The following is an 18268-nucleotide window of genomic DNA, read 5'->3' as shown; positions in this document are numbered from 1 at the left end:
ATCGGCGCCCAGAAGGTATGGTGCCGCCGCAAATCTCCAATTCGCTAAAGGGCGTCGCATGGCCGGAGCACTGATCCCTCATTTCGCAAACGACGTCGGCGCCGAGCGCATTTTCGTCGGCGTCAAGGAATTCAACTGCATGGGCGCGCGCGCGCCGTTCGACCATCCGCACATCTACCTCGACATGGGACAGGACAACCAAATCCTCTGCCCGTACTGCTCGACGCTCTACATCTACGATCCGCGCCTCAAGGCCGACGAGAGCGATCCGAAGAACAGCCTCGTCTCCGACGCCGCCTGATCGTCTTATGAACCGCGCACCGCACATCCGGCACCACGTCTGATGAGCGCGAATGATTTCCGTGTCGCAATCGCAGGCGGCGGCATCGGCGGCATGGCGACCGCGCTCGCACTCGCCTGTCACGGGATCGCTTCGGAAGTCTATGAACGCCGAGATGCGTTTCCCGAAGAAGGCGCGGGAATTCAAATCGGCCCCAACGGCACGCGCATCCTGCAACGCCTCGGCGTCGCGGAGTTTCTGCAAGCTCACGCCGCAACGCCCGACGTCCTGAGCGTCCGCGACGGCAAGACTGGCCGCGAGCTGACGCGTCTGCCGCTCGGCTCCTGGATCGCGGAGCGGCACGGCGCTCCTTATTGGACGGCGCACCGGCGCGATCTGCATGTCGCGCTTCGCGCACGCGCCGAAGCAAATCCGCTGATCGACCTTCGCACCGGCATCGAAATCGCTTCGTTCGTCACCGAGCCTGACGGCATCACGGCAACCGGCACGCGCGGCGAAACGCTGAAAGCCTCGGCCCTCGTCTGCGCCGATGGGCTTTGGTCGAACCTGCGCAATAAAATCGCGCCGGGAGCCACTCCGCAGCCCGCTGGCAAAGTCGCGTATCGCTGCGTCATCCCGGCTGGCGATCTCGCGCCCGAATTTACACCGAACGCCGTGCACATCTGGCTCGCGCCCGGAGCACACGTCGTCCACTATCCGGTGAATGCCGGACGCGACATCGCCCTCGTCGTGATCGCCGACGACACGATGCGCGAGCGCGGATGGGATACATCGGCTTCCGCCGCAACGGTGCGCGAGAAAGTTCGCGATTACGCGCCGCCGCTGCAAGCACTCGTCGCCGCAGCCAACGATTGGCGATGCTGGTCGCTCTACCGGATGCCACCGCTCGAACGCTGGTCGAACGGCCGCGCAACACTGCTCGGAGACGCCGCGCATCCCGTGTTGCCGTTCCTGGCGCAAGGCGCGGTGCTCGCGCTCGAAGACGCGATAACGCTGGCCGCGGCTCTCGCAGACCGGCGAAGCGATGTCGAAGCATCATTGCGGAATTACGAGCAGGCCCGCCGTCCGCGCGCCCGCCGCGTCGTGGAAGCATCACAAAGAAACGGCCGCATCTATCACATGGCTGGCGCTGCCGCGTTGGCGCGCAACACGACGATGCGCCTCGCGCCGCCCGCGCGCGTCATGGCGGGCTTCGATTGGCTCTACGGCTGGAGGCTCTGAGCATGCCGCTCCGCCTCGCATCGTTTTTCTCCCGGCGTTCCGATCTCGTGACGCTCGGCGCACAAGCCGTCGTCGTGAACGAAGCCTCCGAGGTTTTATTGATCCGACACGGCTATCGCCCCGGCTGGCATTTCCCAGGCGGCGGCATCGAGCACGGCGAAACCATCGACCGCGCGTTGAGCCGTGAATTGCACGAAGAGACCGGCGTGACGATAACACAGCCAGCTCGCCTTTTCGGCATCTATACGAACTTCGCCGTCTTTCCCGGCGATCATGTCGTGCTCTTTATCGTCGAGCATTGGCGCCAGGATGAAATCCCCGCAGCCAATGCCGAAATCGCCGAACAACGATTTTTCGCGCTTAACAATCTCCCGGCGACGACCGGCGCGGCCACCAGGCGCCGCTTGGACGAAATCTTTTCCGGCTCGGAGCGCGCAAGCGCATGGTAAGTCTCCCGCACCGCTTGACCGAAGACGGCATCCGTGCCGGGCGCACGCTCGGTAAGACCACTCGAGATCGAACAGGGCATATGGACATCTTCAACGGCATGATCGGCAGTTTCCTGGTCGCCTTGCCGGCGCTGTTTTCGATTGTCAATCCGATCGGTGGCGCGTTGATCTACAGTCAGGTTACCATCGGGCGACCGCATGCCGAACGCATAACGCTCGCGTATCGCGTCGCCGTTTACTCCGCCATCGTCATGCTGGTTTCGCTGCTGATCGGCGCATCCTTGATGAGCTTCTTCGGCGTCAGCATCGAAGCGCTGCGCGTCGCGGGCGGCCTCGTCGTCGCGGCGAGTGCCTGGGGCATGCTCTACGATCCCAAGGAAAACGAAGACCGCAAACAGGATCATGCGGCGTCGGCAGCGGGCGAAAGCGACATCGCTTTCTTTCCGTTGACCATGCCGTTCACCACCGGCCCAGGCACGATCTCCGTCGCCATCGCGTTGAGCGCCAGCCGCCCCTCGACGACGGAAGCCCTATTGCCATTCTATACGGGCACATCGGCCGCCGCGATCCTCGTCGCGCTCGCCGTTGCCATCTGCTACGCGTCCGCCGATCGCCTCGTGGCCCTGCTCGGCCCCGCACGCGCACGCGTCCTCACGCGCCTGTCGGCATTCCTTCTGCTCTGCATCGGCGTCCAGATCCTGATGTCAGGCGTGCAAGGCGCCATTGCGACGACGCTCGCCCACGCGCACTAAGCCGTGCTTCCCCGGTTGAGCGAAATCACCTAGTTTGCAGCCGGCAGCAGGGAGTGGAAATGCGATGGGATTAATTATTGCGGTCGCCGTCCTCATTTATCTCGCAAGCGCGATCCGCGTCCTGCGGCAGTACGAGCGCGGCGTCGTCTTCATGCTCGGCAAGTTCGCGGGCGTTCGCGGGCCTGGCCTGACGCTGATTTTCAATCCGATCCAGACGATGCAGCGCGTCTCTCTTCGCACCGTGACGATGGAGATCCCGTCGCAGAAGATCATCACCAAGGACAACGTCTCGATCGATATCGCAGCCGTTGCCTACTACAACGTCAGTGATCCCGAAAAATCCGTCATTGCGATCGAGAACGTCTACGAGGCGATCAACCAGATCAGCCAGACGACCGTGCGCAAGGTCGTCGGCCGCTTTTCACTCGACCAGCTCTTGGCTCAGACCGTCGACGTCAACGAGCAGATCAAGAACGTGATCGACGAGCACACCGAGCCCTGGGGCGCGCAGGTGACGGCCGTCGAGATCAAGGACATCGTCCTTCCCGACAACATGCAGCGCGCAATGGCGAAAGAAGCCGAAGCTGAGCGCGAGCGGCGCGCCAAAATCGTCGGAGCCGAAGGCGAGTTCCAGGCCGCCATGCGTCTCGGCGAGGCCGCCGACATCATTGCCGCGCATCCGGTCGCCTTACAGCTCCGCACCCTGCAAACGATGTCCGAGATTGCGACCGAAAAGAACTCGACGATCTTCTTCCCGGCCCAGTTCATGACGACCGTCCAGGAAGCGATCGCGACGCTGAAAAGGGATTCGGAAAAAGGCTGACGGCCGCTCATCAGCGGCCGCCAGTTCCGGTGATCACCACCAGTTGAAAAAGTTCGGCTTGCGATACCGGCGATCGTAACGATCATAACGGTCGTACCGGCCATAACGTCCGTCGTCGTAGTAATCGTAGGGATCGTCGCGCACGTAGGCCGGAGCCGTCTTACGCGGCCGCTTCTTGAGAGAGCCTTGCGGCTCGGTGCTGATCACGACGACGAAGTCCGTCGCTTTGCCCGTCTCGACGCTCAGCGGCTCGTCGGAAACGATGACCGACGAACCCGGCCAAACGTAGCCCGAAATCCGCGACGCCACCTCCGGCGGAATGGTAATGCGATCGAGCGCCGCCGAAGCCTGATCGGCATCGGTCGCGGGCGCACTGAAGTTCAGATTGGCGACGCGCCGCTTTTTGAACGAAGCCGTATCGGCTTCTTCGGCCGAGCGGCGCGCGATCGAAACGACCTGCCAGCGCAGATCCTTGGCCTGTTCCGTATAATCGACGGCCGTGATCACATGCGTGCCGATCGGCTCGTCCGGATTGGCGATCGTAATCGGCGCATCGAAAACCGGCTCGTTCGCCTGGCGAACGTAAAGCCGCTGCGTCTTGCGGCTGATGAAGATCGAAACCGGATAGATCTTCCACTTCGCAGCCTGCATCACCGCGACCGCGGCCTTCTTGACGTCGTCGACCTTCGTCCACTCCGCCGTTGCGGCCGCGAGATCCTTCTCCGCCGCCTCGACCGCGGCCTTCGCGGCATCGAACTTGTCGTTCACGGCCTTCGCCGCGGCATCGACCTTGGCTTTCTGATCCTGAGCGCGCGCCTTCGCTTTATCGGATTTCGCGGCAAGGAGCGTCTTGTCGGCCCGCGCAACCTTTGCGTCGGAAGCCTTCTTGCTGGCCTCCGCACGCTTCAACTGCTTCAAGGCCTTGGCATGGACGGCCTTTTTCTCGTCCATGACAGTCTTCGGTTCCTCCGCCAGCGATGTCGCCGTCTGAGCCAGCAGGCTCTTTTCCGATGCGACAACCTTGAGCGCCTGCATTTGCGCGGCGCGGGCGGGCCACTTCGAAACGTCGGGCTCGAAGACGTTCAGGTCTTCCTGATCGTTCGCGTCTCTTTCATACGTCGCGGGTACCGCCACCGCTTTCTCGTCCGCCGGAACAGGCTTGGGAAGCAGTGGATGCGAAATGTCGGCAGGAGCCGCGTCGTCATATGAGACGACCACGCGCAAACCCAATCGCGTCAGGGGAAACAGGCTTTGCGCAAATTCATACGGCATGCGCACGCAGCCGTGCGACGCCGGATATCCCGGCAATGCACCGGCATGAAGCGCAATGCCCGACCACGTCAGCCGCTGCATGAACGGCATCGAGGCGTCATCGTAGATGTTCGAATAATGCTCTTCGTTTTTCTGCAGGATGCTGAACACGCCAACCGGCGTTTCATAGCTGGTCTGACCCGACGATATCGGCGCGCGCATCGCATCACCGTTTGCGTCATAGACCGAAATGCGCTGGTTCTTGATCGAGACCACCGCCACGACCGGGCGTCCGGAGAGCTGCTGCTGCGTAACCTGCTGCGGTTCTTCCGCGTCGCGAACGCGATTGCGTGCATCCGCACCGTCGGCAATGCCCAAAGCGGCAGCCAGAACGAAAGTTGAAATCGCGGAATTTCTGACGCGCACCAGCGCCGACACGCTCGACATGTGTTGCCCTACCGAAGACAGGCAGGAAGGCCGCTCGCGCGTCCCGTCCCCCGTCAAACTTAAACGTTCACACCAAGTTTACGTTCCGGCGTGCTGTCCCGCCGCGGAGGCAGAAGATCACCGAAACGTGCCGGAAACTCGACATTGATGCAAATGAGATTATGGCCAGCGCGTGAAGCGACCGTTAAATTGCGCCCGTTTTGATGTCCGGGCCGCCCACAATCGCAAATCGACAAGCTTCCCTGCTGCTCTGCAAAAGCGAGCCTGTCGCTCCTATATCAAGCCGGACGAAAATCCCTCAAATACTCATACCGATCAGAAAGGTATCCCGATGGCATTGACCGCGGACACGATCGAACGGGCCGGACACTTCTCAATCGGCGGAGATTTGCCGGTCGTGCGGCTGGGCTTTGGAGCGATGCGCATCACCGGCGCCGGGGTCTGGGGCGAGCCCGAAGACCGCGAGGAAAGCCTGCGAACGCTGCGCCGCCTTCCCGAGCTTGGCATCAACCTGATCGACACGGCGGACTCCTACGGACCTGAGGTGAGCGAACGCCTTATTCGCGAAGCCCTCCATCCCTATAAAGGTCTCGTCATCGCAACCAAAGGTGGTCTGCTCCGCCCGGCTCCCGGAACATGGGTGCCGCTCGGCAAACCCGAATACCTGCGTCAGCAGGTCATTCTCAGCATCCGGAGGCTCAGCGTCGAACGCATCGACCTCTGGCAGCTCCATCGTATCGATCCGAAAACGCCGCAGAACGAGCAATTCGAGGCCATCAAAGCCATGCAGGCGGAAGGCCTCATTCGCCACGTCGGACTGAGCGAGGTCAGCGTCAAGGACATTCAGGCGGCACAGAAATACTTCCAGGTTGCCACCGTCCAGAACCTCTACAATCTCGCAAACCGGAGCAGCGAAGACGTCCTCGACTTCTGCGAGCAGAACGGCATCGGATTCATTCCGTGGTTCCCGCTGGCGGCGGGCGATCTTGCCAAACCCGGTTCGCGCCTCGACAGCATCGCCAAGAAGCATAAGGCCGCGCCGAGCCAGATCGCACTCGCCTGGCTCCTCCGCCGCAGTCCCAACATGCTACCGATTCCGGGCACGTCGAAGGTTCGCCATCTCGAGGAAAACGTCGCCTCCGTCGCGATCGACCTGTCGGATGCCGACGTCGAAGCGTTGAACGAGATCGGTAAGGCCTAGAGTGCTCCGTAAAAGTGGGAACCGGTTTTCCGATAGGAAGCACGACCAGACAAAAACCTGGAGCCGATCCGCGATTCAACGAAAAACGGAAAGGCTCTAGGCTTGCTTGACGCTCGGCTTCACGGGAGGTGTGCGCGCGAACGAGCTCGCCATCTCCCGAAGCAGAGCACGAACCTCGGGGTGCTCGTTCCGGTCCCACTCCGAAAGCATATGCCTCAGATCATCCTCGCGCCGGCGCAGCAGACGATCGTAGGCGGCGCGCCCCTCATGCGTTAGCTCGACCGAGTCTCCCGCTTCTGTGGCAAATCCCGCGGCCAGCAGTCCCGACATCAATCGCGCGATATACGCGTCATCGATCGCAAGCCTCTTTTCGAGTTCCGCGCGAACTTCGCGGCCGCCGCGTTCCGCGATACGGGCCAACAGCCAATATTCGTCCGGCTCGACAGCCAAGCCGATGCTCTTCGCGGACTCCTGATACACCCGCCAGCGATTTTCGCGCGACGTGTTGCGCTCGACGATGCGATGCAATTCCGCGAGCGACGTCGCATCTCGCGGCATCTGCAGCGGATCGTTCGCAGGTTCCGGAGTAAGGCTGGTCCTGAGCGGCACCTCTTTGATGGCGAGCGTCAGCAGAAAGCTGACGAACGCCAGGGCCGACGCGGTCATGAACACAGGCCGAAGCGATTCCACGAACAGTGTGTGATAGGTCGCGCGCAGGGTGTCCGACAGGCCCGCGATGACGGACGGATCGTTCGTGATCTCGGCGAGCTGCGGCGCAGAAGTGCTCAGTTTATGATGCAGCGTAAAGGAAAAGATGCCGCCGAACAGCGCCGCGCCGACCGCGCCGCCGATGGACCGGAACAGCGTCGTCCCCGAGGTCGCGACGCCGAGTTGCTCATAAGCGACCGCATTCTGCACCGACATCACCAGGATCTGCATCACCATACCGAGCCCGAGCCCCAGACACAGCATGTAGACTGACGCCGTCTCAGCCGAGGTCGCGAGCGTCATTCTCGAAAGAAACACAAGTCCGAGCGTCATCAACCCGGTACCCAACACCGGAAACATCTTGTAACGCCCGATCCGGCTTATGATCTGGCCGCTCGTAACCGAGCTGACGAAAACCCCAAGCATCATCGGCGTCATATGCAAACCGGCGCTCGTCGGATCGAGACCTTGCACGATCTGCAGATAAACCGGCATCAGCGTGATCGATCCGAACAGCGCCATGCCAACGATGAAACCGACCGACGACGCGATGACGAACGCGCGTTCCTTGAAAAGCGACAGCGGCAGCAGCGGGTCGGGCACGACCGTTTCCGCATACAGGAACCAGGCGAATGCGAGCACGCCGAGTGCTGAAAACGCGAACAGGCTGACCGGCGCTTCCCGCGCCAGCGTCGCCCCGAGACTCGTGACGATCACGACGCATGTCAGCGTGATCGCAAGCAGCCCCGCACCGACATAGTCGATCTCCACTCGCTCCTTGCGGGCGTGCGGCCGGAACGTTCGGTTGATCACGAGCAGCGCAGCGAGCCCGAACGGAACGTTGATGAGGAAGATCCAACGCCACGACATGTTGTCGACGATGAAGCCGCCAATCAGCGGCCCGAGAACGGTCGAAAGCCCGAAGATCCCGCCGAAGAATCCCTGATATCGGCCACGTTCGCGGGGCGGCACGACGTCGCCGACCACGGCGATCGCGGTTACGATCAACCCGCCGCCTCCAAGTCCTTGCACAATGCGGAATGCGATCAGCTCGGGCAGATTTTGCGCGAGACCGCAAAGCGCGGACCCCACCAGAAAAATGATGACGGCCGCCTGCAAGATGAGCCGGCGCCCGAAAAGATCGCCGAGCTTTCCGTAGAGCGGCACAACCACGGTCGTGGCGAGCAGGTACGCCGTGACGATCCACGAAAGATGCGACAGGCCGCCGATCTCGCGAACAATGGTCGGCAGCGCTGTCGAGACGATCGTTTGATCGAGCGACGCGAGTAGCAGAACGAGCGCCAGGGCGCCGAAGATTGCGAGACGACGCCGCGTTTCGCTCTGGGCGTCATCGGAATTTTCCACGGTCGGATTTTGCATGCCGTCGAATGTCCTCACAGCGATATGCGGCTTCCGCCGGCAACATCTCGAATGCGACGCGATCGGCCGCGTCAGCTCTGACCGCGTCCAACACCCGGAATTGAGCAAAGTTCGGGTATTGGAACCAGCCTGCAATCATGCGGTTAGGCGAAAATCGAGCAGGGCTGCGTAGACGACTTGCATTGGCGCAGCAAGACCGCAGGTGTGTGGATATTTCGCGGCTCGCGCGCCGCATAAGCAACACAACTCGCTCTAAGCTAGACCGCAGGCGAGGTTCGATTGGCGCTGAAAGCGCGAATATGATAGCCGAACAAAATTGAAATTCCGGAGTCGATGATGCGAGCACGGGCGGCTCAGATCGCAGCGATGGCGCTATTCTGTATTGGCGGACCGATCACCGCGTCGGCCGGCCCAGCGCTGCTCTTCGAATTGTCGACCGGCAAGGTGCTCTACTCGGAAGACATCGACGACGTCTGGTACCCCGCATCTCTGACCAAGTTGACGACGGCTTACCTTGCGTTCCAGGCGATCAAGGACGGCAAGCTCCGTCTCACCGACAAAATCCCCTGCTCGCTCGTTGCAACGCTGCAGCCGCCGAGCAAAGCCGGTCTCAATGTCGGCGACACGCTCACCGTCGAGCAGGCGCTCCAAGCCGTGATCGTGAAGTCGGCGAACGACGTGACGGTCATGCTCGCCGAAGCGATTTCAGGCAGCGAAACGAACTTCATCGAGCAGATGAACGCGACTGCCCAGCGCCTTGGTATGACGCGCACACATTTCGACAACACCAACGGGCTTCCGTCTCCCGGCCAGCTGACAAGCGCACGCGACCTTGCACGCATCGCCCGTGCCATCGTCACCGACTTCCCGGAATACGCCAGCTATTGGTCGATGCCGGCGATGCGCATTGGCAAGCGACGCCTCGGCAGTCACAACGCCTTGCTCAAAACCTTTCCCGGCGCTGATGGCATGAAGACGGGCTTCACCTGCGATTCCGGCTACAACGTCGCCGCGTCCGCAACGCGCGACGGCCGGCGCCTCGTGGCCATCGTGCTCGGCGAGTCGTCCGGCAATGAGCGCGCTGTCCGTTCGGCGGCGTTACTGGAATACGGCTTTCAGTACTACGATTGGAAAGCCATGTTTAATATGCCGACAATCGACACGCTTCCGGTCGATCCGAACTCCAAGGGCGTCTTGTCGGTTCGCGACACCGTCGCAGCCACCAGTTGCGGCGGCGGCCATCGCCACCGCGGCGCGAAGCACCGTGCGAAGGGCAAGCTGACGGCGAAAAACAAAGCGATCAAGAAAAAGAGCAATGCAGCCGACCAGCCGCAGGACGCGGCAAGCGGCAGCGCTGACGGTGCGCCCGCGCCGACGAAAGGCGCTCAATCGAAAGCCGCTCAAGCCGCGTCACCCTGATCGCCGCCTCAGCTCTCAGACGATAAGATCGAGTGGCCCCTGCCTATATGTGCAGCCGGGCGGATCGCGATCGCCGGGAAAAGGATCGGCGTCCTCGTCATTGCTTCCGTCGCCGGGATCTTCATCATTGCGACGCGCGCTCGGCGGCGGCTGAAGTCCCCCGCGTCCCGCTTCGGCCTGCGGGTCATCTCCTTGACCGCCCGTCCCAGAGTCGGCCTGAACGCGTACTATTCCGGCACGACCGTCCATCGCGTCCGACGCCGACGCGGGCGCCACGGCTAGTCCGAGAACCGCTCCCCCTGCCAACACGCCTAGAACAAACCTCATAAACGGCCTTTCGGATGCGCGAGCGAGCCTATGACAAGACGCAATTAACCTAAGTCGAATAAGGCGCCGCGGGAAGCCCAGGTGATGTGGCTTCAAATTTGCTTTCAGTGGTCCGTCAACCGGTAAGTAAGCCTGGAGTAGGACCATACAATGTCGTCGACGTCGCCAATTACCCGGATCAAAGAGCCGGACTTTACCCCGACGCCTCGGGATGTCGGCGCGATGGCGGAAGTTTTAGAGGGTCGACACGGCGCTTTCGCCGCGGCGATCGCTGAATTTTTCGCAATCTATCACGGCGAGAAAGGAGACGCTGGCCGGGCATGGGCCTGGAGCGGCGTCGCGGAACTCGTCCGCCAGCGCGAACGAACACGACTTGAAAGCTGAATAGCAGACAGGAATTTATTGTGACGACCGCGACCGTACAGCCCGTCGACGTCGATGCCGCCACTGTGACGCGTACCGAAACGGAGCAAGCCGGCGCATTCGCCGCCGGCCGCGCACGCGTCTCGAGCGTCCTGACGCAGGCCGTCAATGTGCTGGCCGCGCGCGGTGAGCGTGAAAGGACACAGCGCGACGCCCTCGTCGCGTTCGCCGTCCGCGTTCTGAGCGCAGGCCTTCTCTACCTGACGCAGATCGTTCTCGCCCGTTGGATGGGCGGCTACGAGTACGGCATCTATGTTTCGGTTTGGACGTGGGTGCTGATCCTCGGCGCTATCCCGCACCTTGGCTTGAATCTCGCTTCAATCCGCCTCGCCCCGGTCTATCGCGAGACAGGCGATTTCGAACGCCTGCGCGGTCTGGTGCACGGCAGCCGTCTGTTCGCGCTCGCGAGCGGCACGGCGGTCATGATGGCCGGACTGCTCGGCGTCTGGCTGTTTCAGGACCACATCCAGAGCCATTTCGTATTGCCTGTCTATCTCGCGCTCGTTTGCATTCCGCTCTACGCGCTAACGGATGTGCAGGACGGCATCGGACGCGGCAACGCCTGGATGAGCATCGCGCTCGTCCCACCGTATATCTTGCGTCCGCTGTTGCTCCTCGCGGCGATGTTCGCCGCCTACGCGGCCGATCTGCCGATGAATGCCGCGACCGCCGCCGCCGCCGCGATCGTCGCGACATGGCTCTCGGGAATCGTCCAGGCCGTCCTGATCAACCGGAGCATGCACGAGACGGTGCCACCCGGACCGCGAACCGCCGACTTCGCGGCATGGTTCAAGATTTCTCTGCCGCTGCTCGCGATGATGAGCGCCGAGCTACTGCTTCAGAACACCGACATTCTGGTCGTGACGCACTTCATGTCGCCCGCTGATGTCGGCATTTACTTCGCCGCCGGCAAGACGATGGCATTGATCATGTTTGTCCATTACGCCGTCGGCAGCGCCGTTGCGCATAAGTTTGCCGCCCTGCACGCACGTGGCGACCACGACGGACTCCGGAGCTTCGTGAAGGATGCGGTGAACTGGACGTTCTGGCCGTCGCTTGCGAGCGCCATCGTCATTCTGGCGCTTGGCAAGCCGCTCCTCTCTCTCTTCGGCCCGCAGTTCGAAAGCGGCTATCCGGTAATGTTCATTCTCGTCATCGGCTTCCTCATGCGTTCCGCGATGGGACCGGCCGAATATCTTCTGAACATGCTCGGCGAACAGAAAATCTGCGCGACGGTCTTGTTCGGCGCTGCACTTGCGAACATCGCGTTGAACTTCATCCTGGTGCCGCGCTTCGGACTTGTCGGAGCAGCCAGCGCCACCGCGATGTCGCTGACCGGCGCTGCATTATTGAATGCGATCGTCGTCTGGCACCGCCTCGACATCAAAATCGCGATCTGGAAAAATCTGCCGAAGTTCTAGTGTCGGCGGCCGGCTCGCGGAACGCGAGTCGCCGCCACAAGGCCCGCGCTTGCGGCCGGCTCCGCGTAGCGGAGTCGCAAGCGCAATTAAAGACTCCTCACATCGGCGATGCGAGAACCAGCGTCCAGAAGGATTTGAATTCGGTCTTCGGGTCCTGCACCAGCGCGATGCCCATGTGCGTCGCATCGCGCGTCAGCAGATTCTTGTTATGGCCGGGGCTCTCTTCCCAGCCGCGCATGACTTCATTGAAGTCGACCTGACCCGTACCCACGTTCTCCGCCGTCAGACGCGCGCGATAACCCGCCCGCTTGACGCGATCCCACGGGTTCGAGCCGTCGGACCCATAGTGCGAAATGCGGTCGAACTTCGCGAGATCGCGCGAATGCGATTTCGCCGCTTCCGTCAGCTCGGGGTTGAGCTTCAACGGCTTCAGCCCGTTCTTCTTGCGATAGGCGTTGATGACGTCGCGCGCCATCTCCGCATTGAGCGACGTGCGCGAGTAATCGCGATCGCCCAGAATGCCCGGCGCGGCTTTCTCGAAGCTGCCGCTCGGAGCCTTGTCGAGCGACGCGACCTTGACGTTGCCGCGCGGCGTCGACGGCTCTCCGCCGAGACCGACGCTCTTGACCGACGGCGACGACAGCGAGGCCGTCGTTGCAGGCTCGGTGAAACCTGTCGAAAGGGACGTTGAACCGAGGCTGCAGCCGGCCAATGCCGTTGCCAGCCCGGTAGCGAGCGCGACGCGATACATAACAGCTACTCCCGGCACGTGACGTGCGCGAAACTCCATCATTGCCGGAAATCCGTTAACGCGATGTTAACACTAACAGGACGCGAATCGCGCCTCATATCGCGACGAAACGATTTTTCAGATCCTCGCATGAGGGTCCCTCACGTGCCCATTCCCGCCCCACCTGATTTCGCGCCAACAAGGTGTCGCGATTTTGACGGCCGGGCGGCGAAAGCCTGACGGCAAAGTCGTCGCGAGCACTTCGCCTTCGCCGATGGCCAGGGCTGTGGGTCGTGGCGTCCAACCCTCTTGGAAGTGCCCGGCCGATCATCAACAGTCGTCGCGGCAACTTGATTCGTGCCGGGAGACTTTCGATGAGTGCAGCCATCGGACAACCTGAGCGAAAATTCGAAGCTCACGAACCTGCGCTGACCGCGAAGGACCTGGTGCTGCTGCGCATTTCCGCAGGAACCGCGACCCGCGCCGACCTTCAGCGCGACGTGGCGCCGCTTCTCGCTCCGAGGATTACGGGCGCCGAATTCCGGCGCTCGGCCGAGCTTGGCATCAGCAATCTCATCGGCAGCCAGCTCGTCTCCGAAAGCAAAAGCCGCCTGACCTGCACCAGCAAGGGCCTTCAGGTTGCAGAAGCCATTCTTGCCTCGCCCAAGGCTTCCTGCGCGACATGGGCCGACGTCAAGTTCGCCCTCCTCGTGCGCACGCTTCGAACCAGCGACACCCCGGCGATCCGCAAGGCCGTGCAGCGGGTCGAAGGTCTGGCCGCACTTGTGTTGCAGCATCACTTCGGAAAATCGACGGCCCGCGCGCAATCGCCTGCCGACCTGCGTGGCGACCTGGCGATCATCGCGCTGGAACGCGCCTTCGGAAACAAGATCAAGACCGGCTTCAAGAAAGGCGCGGGCCTGCCTGCAAAGCCGGGCCGGGTTCTCGCGGGTCAGCTATTTAAGCAGCCGCGCGAGATCGCGACCGATGGCAAGCTGATCGTCCACCTCGCGTGCGAAATCGCCGGTAGCCGCGAGCAGTCGCTCGAAGGCCTCGAACTGGCAGTCCTTCGCGGTCTGATGTCGCCGAGGGACGACGCGGATGCGCCGTCCGCACAGTCTGCCCGCCCGCAACGGGCGGAAGCGTCACCGCGTCCCATTCGCCCGCCGACACCGAAACCGGCCAACGATCGCGCCCCGATCTCCGAGATTGCACCGCTAGCCCCGCGTTCTCCGTCGCCGCCGGACATGCCGGAATTTTGCCGCGCTGTGATCGATGCGGCACGTCCTGTCTCAGAGGGCTGGCCAGGCAACCGGAAGGCGTTTATCTCTTTGGTCTGGAAGGCGATTCGCAACACGCGGCCCGACTGGGGGTTATCCGAGATTGCGTTCAAAGGCATGCTCGCTGAGGCCCACCGTTCGGGTCAGGTCGAACTCGCGACCGCCGATCTCAAGGACGGCCGCGACCTGAAATCGCTCGAGGATTCGAAGATCCTCTACAAGAACACCGTCTGGCATTTCGTGCGCGTCCAAGATTAAAAGGCATTTCGGTTCGCAATGGGCGTTGAAGGCGGTCCACTCAAAAAGGCGTCGTTTGCTCCCTCGCTCGCTCCTGACAAGCTGAGCGAGGCGTTCGAGCATTCGATTACCTGGGAGGATGATCTCTGGCGGGCCGATCCGGTCGACGTGCCGGAAATCCACGCCAAGGCGCGCCAGAAATTCAACGATCTGCTGACGACGATCACATCGGGACGCGGCTATCACACGCCGGAGCGCATCCTGCTGTTTCACGGCCAGTCCGGCGCCGGAAAAACGCACCTTCTGCGCGCGCTCCGAACCGATTCCCATCGCACCGGGCAGAGCTACTTCGGCTACGCGCAGATGACGCCGGATGTGCAGAACTACGCCGACTTCTATCTGCGCCGCCTCGTCCACTCGCTCGAAAAACCCTACGACCCTGATCGCTTCGGCGAGTCCGCGCTGTCGCGGCTGACGAACCACATGGTTCTCGATTCCGAGGTCATTTCCTCGGCCGATCTCGAAAAGCTGCGCGACGCGACGCTCGACGACAAGCAGCTGGCACGCCTGATCCTGCGTCTCGCCGACCAGATCGTCGCCTGCGACAAATTCCAGACGCGCGAACTCGACATCAATATCGTGCGCGCACTTCTCTATCTCCAGCGCCGCGACCCGCGCATCGATCAGCGCATCCGCCAGTATCTCAACGGCCGCCAGCTGACTGCGATCGCGCACGAAGCCGTCAGTGCGCTCGATCCGAACGATGGCGAAGACCGCGCCTTCGAAATCATTGCCGCCCTCGGCGCACTCGTCTGGACGGTCGATCGCGCCGCGCTCGTCTTCTGCATCGATCAGGTCGAAGATCTGCGCTTCTTCGACAATGCCGAAGATCGTTTCCAGCGCGCAGTGCGCGATCTCATTCAGATCGCCAATCGCTCGACCAATGCGATCATCATCATCTCGTGCCTGGAAGATTTCTACGGCCAGGTGCGCAGCCTCGTCGCGCAGTCCTATGTCGACCGCATCGAAAAATCCGGCCCCGTGCTTCTGCGCGAAAGCCGGACACCGGAAGAAGCGCGTCTCATCATCTCGAAACGTCTAGCGCATCATTCGGAAACACATGGCGGTGGACTGAGCTTCCCCGACGCCTCACAGTTCTTCGGACCGCAGTTCTTCGAGGAATTCGGCGGGCTATCGACGCGCCGTCTTCTGGAGCACGCACAATCTCGTCTCAGAGAGGCAACCTCCACCGAGGGCGACGAACGCGAGGCCGAGGAAAATCGTCCGTCCTTCATCTCGACGCTCGCACAGGCACTTGGCGCGGCGGTCGGGTTCGGCTCGGCTGACGAAGAAACGCCAACGATCTCCGCCGTACAGTTCCGCGAAATGTGGGAACGCTTCGCCAATGAGAGCGAAGCCGAAATGCCCGCCGACGATCAGGAGCTGGTCGATATTCTTTCATCCGCGCTGTCACTTGCGCGCGACGAATGGGGCAAGGCGATCGAAGTCACCGTCAAGCGCCTTGAGCTTGGCGACGATCTCCCGGCCTTCGATCTGACGGTCCGCCATCGGACCGGCTTCGCCAACGACGTGCGCGTCTTCCTGTGCAACCGCCCGACCCAGGGCGGCGGCCTGAAGCGTCAGCTCGACAAGGTGCTGACGGCGATGCAGGGCAAGCCCTGCTTCATGCTGCGCGCCAGCGACTTCCCGCCGAACAAGAAGAACCAGACGGCTCAGGCTTTCCGCAAATTTCGCGACGGCGGCGGCCGCCAGCTGCTCGTGCCGATCCCCGAATGGGAACGCATGATGACGGTGCGCGAATTCACCGCCCATCACCGCACCGATCCTGGCATGACGCAGTGGCTCGAAGGCACGAAGCCGCTGTCGAGCCTGATCTCGATCATCCATCTTCTGCGCCTCGATCTTCTGGGCCGCCCTGTGCCGCGCCTCGTCGCCAAGGAAATGGACGACCCGCAGTCGTCGCTCGACGGCTTCGATACGCTGTCGGCCGAACAGGCGCGCGCGTCGCATCCGGGCGACGGCGAACCGGGCCTGCCCGCGAACGACGACGATCTGCCGATGTCGGTCATCCTCGACGAGAACGGCAGCTACGGCGCCAGCATTCTTGCCGGCGGCGAGAAGAACAACCGTAACCGTCCCGTCACGTTGAACAAGAGCGTTCTGAAACGTCACGCGGCGTTCTTGGGCGGCTCGGGCTCCGGTAAGACGACGCTCGCGCTGTCGCTGATCGAGCAGCTTCTTCTGCGCGGCATCCCGGCGGTCCTGATCGACCGCAAGGGCGACCTCGCGAGCTACGCCAACCCTGACGTCTGGCGCGCCAACGACAACGAAGCCTCCGACCGTCGCGCCGAACGCGAAAAGCTCGCCGACGCCATCGACGTCGCCGTCTACACGCCGGGCCGCGCCTCCGGCCGCCCGATCTCGATCACGCTGCTGCCGAACGGCATCAACGAGCTGCCCGAGCACGAACAGCAGTTGCTGGCGAACCTGTCGGCTGCCGCACTCGGCGAAATGCTGCATCTGAAGAACTCCGCGACGCATCAGAAGCAGTCCGGCGTTCTGGCTGTCGCATTGCGCGTGCTGGGCTCGCTGTCGACCAGCGAAGTCACGCTCGCGGACTTGATCCGTCTTCTGGAAGACGAGCATCCCGAGCTGACCGATCAGACGCAGCGCATGGACCCGTCGGGCAAGCTCCGTCGCGATCTCGTCGCGCAGCTTGACTCGCTGCGCCTGCGCAACGCCGCCCTGTTCGAAGGCGGCGGCGAAAGCCTGCGCATGGAAAGCCTGCTCGGACTTGGCCGCTACCAGCGCCCGAACCGTACGCGCCTGTCGGTCATCTACACCGGCTTCCTCGGCGACAACGAAAACATCCTCTTCTGGGTCTCGCAATTCCTCTCCGAGGCGCTGCGCTTCTGCCAGCGCAACCCGAACGACGAGTTGCAGGCCGTCGTCATGTTCGACGAAGCCGACCTCTATATTCCGGCGAACTCTAAGCCCGCGACCGCCGAGCCTCTCCAGAGCCTCTTGAAGCGCGCCCGCTCCGCCGGTCTCGGCATGATGCTCGCGACCCAGTCGCCGGGCGACCTCGATTACAAGAGCCGCGATCAGATCACGAGCTGGTTCATCGGCCGCGTGCGCGAGGACACGGCCCTCCGGAAGCTCAAGGCCGCGTTCCAATCGGAATCGGGCCTCGACCCGGCCTCGGCGCTGCCCGGCCAGACGGTCGGCGAATTCCATCTGGTCCAGGAAGGTCTGGTACGGCCGATGAAGGCCCAGCGTTCGCTGATTGCCGCCGAGCAGGTGCCGTTCGATCGCATCGAGCAATTGGCTGCCGAAACCCGCGGAATTGACGAGCGCCAACTCCGGCTATTTGATCTTCGTTAATTTCTGCAAACCCGAATTGAACTGGCCAAACGCTATTCAATTTGCATTTCAATGCCCGAAATACTCCGTGATACTGCGCTGCCTATAGTTGTGGCTTCTTTTGCAGCCGCAATCCGACCCTCTCAATGCAATACTTTGAAAATAAAACAGATTTTTATCGCCCCACGCGCCGACTGAAAGTCAAATCCGCGAAATCGCGAGACCTTTGTTATGCGTGCCCGTCAATCCAGCCGGGAGCCGCAAAATAAGGCAGGGGTCTGTCAACAACGGCTGCGGCGAGATATTATGAGGACGGCTGACAAAGTGGGAATGCGGTCAGCCGCGCAGTTAGGGGGCGGCCCTCTCTCGGCGATAAAAAGAACGCGATGACCGAGGGGGCAAACCGGTCGGATGCGGTCTTCGTGAATGGCCGAGGCAGTTGGGAGTGAACCCTTTCGAGTTCAGTGCGGGGTAAGTGTCATGGTGGCGAAGCCTTTCGTCATGATGGTCGTTG

General features: G+C 62.2%; 15 protein-coding genes. 11 read left to right on the top strand and 4 right to left on the bottom strand.

What is annotated here, in order from left to right:
- Positions 1–58: 58 nt before the first annotated feature.
- From HDEN_RS00315 to HDEN_RS00295, 5 genes are all read left to right on the top strand, one after another.
- The gene (locus HDEN_RS00315; protein ID WP_013214108.1) at positions 59–301 is read left to right on the top strand and encodes a zinc-finger domain-containing protein; all 243 of its coding nucleotides are present in this window, start codon (positions 59–61) and stop codon (positions 299–301) included.
- A gap of 42 nt (positions 302–343) precedes the next feature.
- Complete coding sequence (locus tag HDEN_RS00310) at positions 344–1522, top strand: FAD-dependent monooxygenase (RefSeq protein ID WP_013214107.1); 1179 nt, start codon at positions 344–346, stop codon at positions 1520–1522.
- A 2-nt stretch (positions 1523–1524) separates the two neighbouring features.
- Positions 1525–1971 carry an NUDIX domain-containing protein gene (locus HDEN_RS00305; protein WP_013214106.1) on the top strand — a complete coding sequence of 149 codons (447 nt, stop codon included), beginning with the start codon at positions 1525–1527 and terminating at the stop codon, positions 1969–1971.
- Between the two features lie 80 nt (positions 1972–2051).
- The gene (locus HDEN_RS00300) at positions 2052–2723 is read left to right on the top strand and encodes a MarC family protein (RefSeq protein WP_041921465.1); all 672 of its coding nucleotides are present in this window, start codon (positions 2052–2054) and stop codon (positions 2721–2723) included.
- A 64-nt stretch (positions 2724–2787) separates the two neighbouring features.
- Complete coding sequence (locus HDEN_RS00295; RefSeq protein WP_013214104.1) at positions 2788–3546, top strand: SPFH domain-containing protein; 759 nt, start codon at positions 2788–2790, stop codon at positions 3544–3546.
- 33 nt (positions 3547–3579) lie between these two features.
- Here HDEN_RS00295 and HDEN_RS00290 read toward each other — a convergent pair whose 3' ends face one another.
- Positions 3580–5244, bottom strand: a complete 1665-nt coding sequence (locus tag HDEN_RS00290; RefSeq protein WP_013214103.1) for a L,D-transpeptidase family protein — start codon at positions 5242–5244, stop codon at positions 3580–3582.
- A gap of 331 nt (positions 5245–5575) precedes the next feature.
- On the opposite strand from HDEN_RS00290, the gene HDEN_RS00285 reads away from it, so the two are divergent.
- Positions 5576–6445: an aldo/keto reductase gene (locus HDEN_RS00285; RefSeq protein ID WP_013214102.1), complete on the top strand. Its 870-nt coding sequence runs from the start codon at positions 5576–5578 to the stop codon at positions 6443–6445.
- A gap of 96 nt (positions 6446–6541) precedes the next feature.
- Here HDEN_RS00285 and HDEN_RS00280 read toward each other — a convergent pair whose 3' ends face one another.
- Complete coding sequence (locus tag HDEN_RS00280) at positions 6542–8533, bottom strand: MFS transporter (protein ID WP_013214101.1); 1992 nt, start codon at positions 8531–8533, stop codon at positions 6542–6544.
- 336 nt (positions 8534–8869) lie between these two features.
- On the opposite strand from HDEN_RS00280, the gene HDEN_RS00275 reads away from it, so the two are divergent.
- Complete coding sequence (locus HDEN_RS00275; protein ID WP_013214100.1) at positions 8870–9952, top strand: D-alanyl-D-alanine carboxypeptidase family protein; 1083 nt, start codon at positions 8870–8872, stop codon at positions 9950–9952.
- Positions 9953–9967: 15 nt separating this feature from the next.
- Here the strand turns inward: HDEN_RS00275 and HDEN_RS00270 are convergent, their stop codons facing one another.
- On the bottom strand, positions 9968–10279 hold the full coding sequence (locus HDEN_RS00270) for a hypothetical protein (RefSeq protein WP_013214099.1): 312 nt from the start codon (positions 10277–10279) through the stop codon (positions 9968–9970).
- Between the two features lie 150 nt (positions 10280–10429).
- On the opposite strand from HDEN_RS00270, the gene HDEN_RS00265 reads away from it, so the two are divergent.
- Both HDEN_RS00265 and HDEN_RS00260 read left to right on the top strand, forming a co-directional pair.
- Entirely contained in the window at positions 10430–10663 is a 234-nt protein-coding gene (locus tag HDEN_RS00265; protein WP_013214098.1) for a hypothetical protein, read from the top strand.
- Between the two features lie 20 nt (positions 10664–10683).
- A complete protein-coding gene (locus tag HDEN_RS00260; RefSeq protein ID WP_013214097.1) occupies positions 10684–12123 on the top strand; it encodes a lipopolysaccharide biosynthesis protein in 1440 nt (479 codons plus the stop codon).
- A gap of 97 nt (positions 12124–12220) precedes the next feature.
- Here HDEN_RS00260 and HDEN_RS00255 read toward each other — a convergent pair whose 3' ends face one another.
- Positions 12221–12916 carry a CAP domain-containing protein gene (locus HDEN_RS00255; RefSeq protein WP_150103152.1) on the bottom strand — a complete coding sequence of 232 codons (696 nt, stop codon included), beginning with the start codon at positions 12914–12916 and terminating at the stop codon, positions 12221–12223.
- A gap of 311 nt (positions 12917–13227) precedes the next feature.
- Between HDEN_RS00255 and HDEN_RS00250 the strand changes: the two genes are divergently transcribed.
- On the top strand, positions 13228–14391 hold the full coding sequence (locus HDEN_RS00250; RefSeq protein ID WP_013214095.1) for a hypothetical protein: 1164 nt from the start codon (positions 13228–13230) through the stop codon (positions 14389–14391).
- 18 nt (positions 14392–14409) lie between these two features.
- The gene (locus tag HDEN_RS00245) at positions 14410–17775 is read left to right on the top strand and encodes an ATP-binding protein (protein WP_013214094.1); all 3366 of its coding nucleotides are present in this window, start codon (positions 14410–14412) and stop codon (positions 17773–17775) included.
- Positions 17776–18268: the final 493 nt, after the last annotated feature.

This window comes from Hyphomicrobium denitrificans ATCC 51888, assembly GCF_000143145.1.
Lineage (GTDB): Bacteria > Pseudomonadota > Alphaproteobacteria > Rhizobiales > Hyphomicrobiaceae > Hyphomicrobium_B > Hyphomicrobium_B denitrificans.
The sequence above is the reverse complement of the archived record's forward strand: the minus strand, read 5'-3'. Positions and strand labels throughout refer to the sequence as shown.

Coding starts and splice junctions, on each gene's coding strand:
- HDEN_RS00315 (WP_013214108.1), top strand. CDS start 59: ATGGCCGGAGCACTGATCCCTCATTTCGCAAACGACGTCGGCGCCGAG.
- HDEN_RS00310 (WP_013214107.1), top strand. CDS start 344: ATGAGCGCGAATGATTTCCGTGTCGCAATCGCAGGCGGCGGCATCGGC.
- HDEN_RS00305 (WP_013214106.1), top strand. CDS start 1,525: ATGCCGCTCCGCCTCGCATCGTTTTTCTCCCGGCGTTCCGATCTCGTG.
- HDEN_RS00300 (WP_041921465.1), top strand. CDS start 2,052: ATGGACATCTTCAACGGCATGATCGGCAGTTTCCTGGTCGCCTTGCCG.
- HDEN_RS00295 (WP_013214104.1), top strand. CDS start 2,788: ATGGGATTAATTATTGCGGTCGCCGTCCTCATTTATCTCGCAAGCGCG.
- HDEN_RS00290 (WP_013214103.1), bottom strand. CDS start 5,244: ATGTCGAGCGTGTCGGCGCTGGTGCGCGTCAGAAATTCCGCGATTTCA.
- HDEN_RS00285 (WP_013214102.1), top strand. CDS start 5,576: ATGGCATTGACCGCGGACACGATCGAACGGGCCGGACACTTCTCAATC.
- HDEN_RS00280 (WP_013214101.1), bottom strand. CDS start 8,533: ATGCAAAATCCGACCGTGGAAAATTCCGATGACGCCCAGAGCGAAACG.
- HDEN_RS00275 (WP_013214100.1), top strand. CDS start 8,870: ATGCGAGCACGGGCGGCTCAGATCGCAGCGATGGCGCTATTCTGTATT.
- HDEN_RS00270 (WP_013214099.1), bottom strand. CDS start 10,279: ATGAGGTTTGTTCTAGGCGTGTTGGCAGGGGGAGCGGTTCTCGGACTA.
- HDEN_RS00265 (WP_013214098.1), top strand. CDS start 10,430: ATGTCGTCGACGTCGCCAATTACCCGGATCAAAGAGCCGGACTTTACC.
- HDEN_RS00255 (WP_150103152.1), bottom strand. CDS start 12,916: ATGATGGAGTTTCGCGCACGTCACGTGCCGGGAGTAGCTGTTATGTAT.
- HDEN_RS00250 (WP_013214095.1), top strand. CDS start 13,228: ATGAGTGCAGCCATCGGACAACCTGAGCGAAAATTCGAAGCTCACGAA.
- HDEN_RS00245 (WP_013214094.1), top strand. CDS start 14,410: ATGGGCGTTGAAGGCGGTCCACTCAAAAAGGCGTCGTTTGCTCCCTCG.